Genomic DNA, 481 nt, shown 5'->3' with positions numbered 1-481 from the left:
AGCCATGGTCGCCGCAAGAATTGCCACCACGTTGGTATGTGTCAAAACCGACAAAAAGACATCGGGTCGATGAGTACGAAGATAGGTCGTCAATCTCGGCAAGGCCAAAACGGCCCGTTTTGACTTCAAATCGACCACACGCACAGTTGGGGCAACATCAGAGTGAAACGGCCCACTTGCCTGACAGACCACGATATCAACTTGGTAGTTTCTCTGGGCTAAGGCATTGGACAGCATTACCATAACCCGCTCAGCCCCTCCTCCGGCAAAAGAAGGCATGAAAATCGCAATTTTGGCATTTTCTTTTCCCCGCAAGCCCACTTATTAGCGCCTCGGCCGTCTTTTTGACTTAACAGGATTTGGGGGCGCGGGCACCTTTTTTGGCATCCTTCCTTCGGCGAGCAATGCCGCCATTAAGCCAAGAGCCAATCCAAACACCCCGAAAATGAATGTGGTGACCTTCACAGGCAAATTGACAGAT

At 50.9% G+C, this 481-nt stretch carries 1 protein-coding gene; it reads right to left on the bottom strand.

Annotated features, from left to right (window positions below; genetic code table 11):
• A partial coding sequence (locus AB9F26_RS22280; protein WP_369769130.1) for a glycosyltransferase occupies positions 1-279 on the bottom strand: 279 nt, incomplete at its 3' end.
• Positions 280-481: the final 202 nt, after the last annotated feature.

Source organism: Falsihalocynthiibacter sp. BN13B15 (assembly GCF_041205415.1).
Taxonomy (GTDB): domain Bacteria; phylum Pseudomonadota; class Alphaproteobacteria; order Rhodobacterales; family Rhodobacteraceae; genus Falsihalocynthiibacter; species Falsihalocynthiibacter arcticus.
The sequence above is the reverse complement of the archived record's forward strand: the minus strand, read 5'-3'. Positions and strand labels throughout refer to the sequence as shown.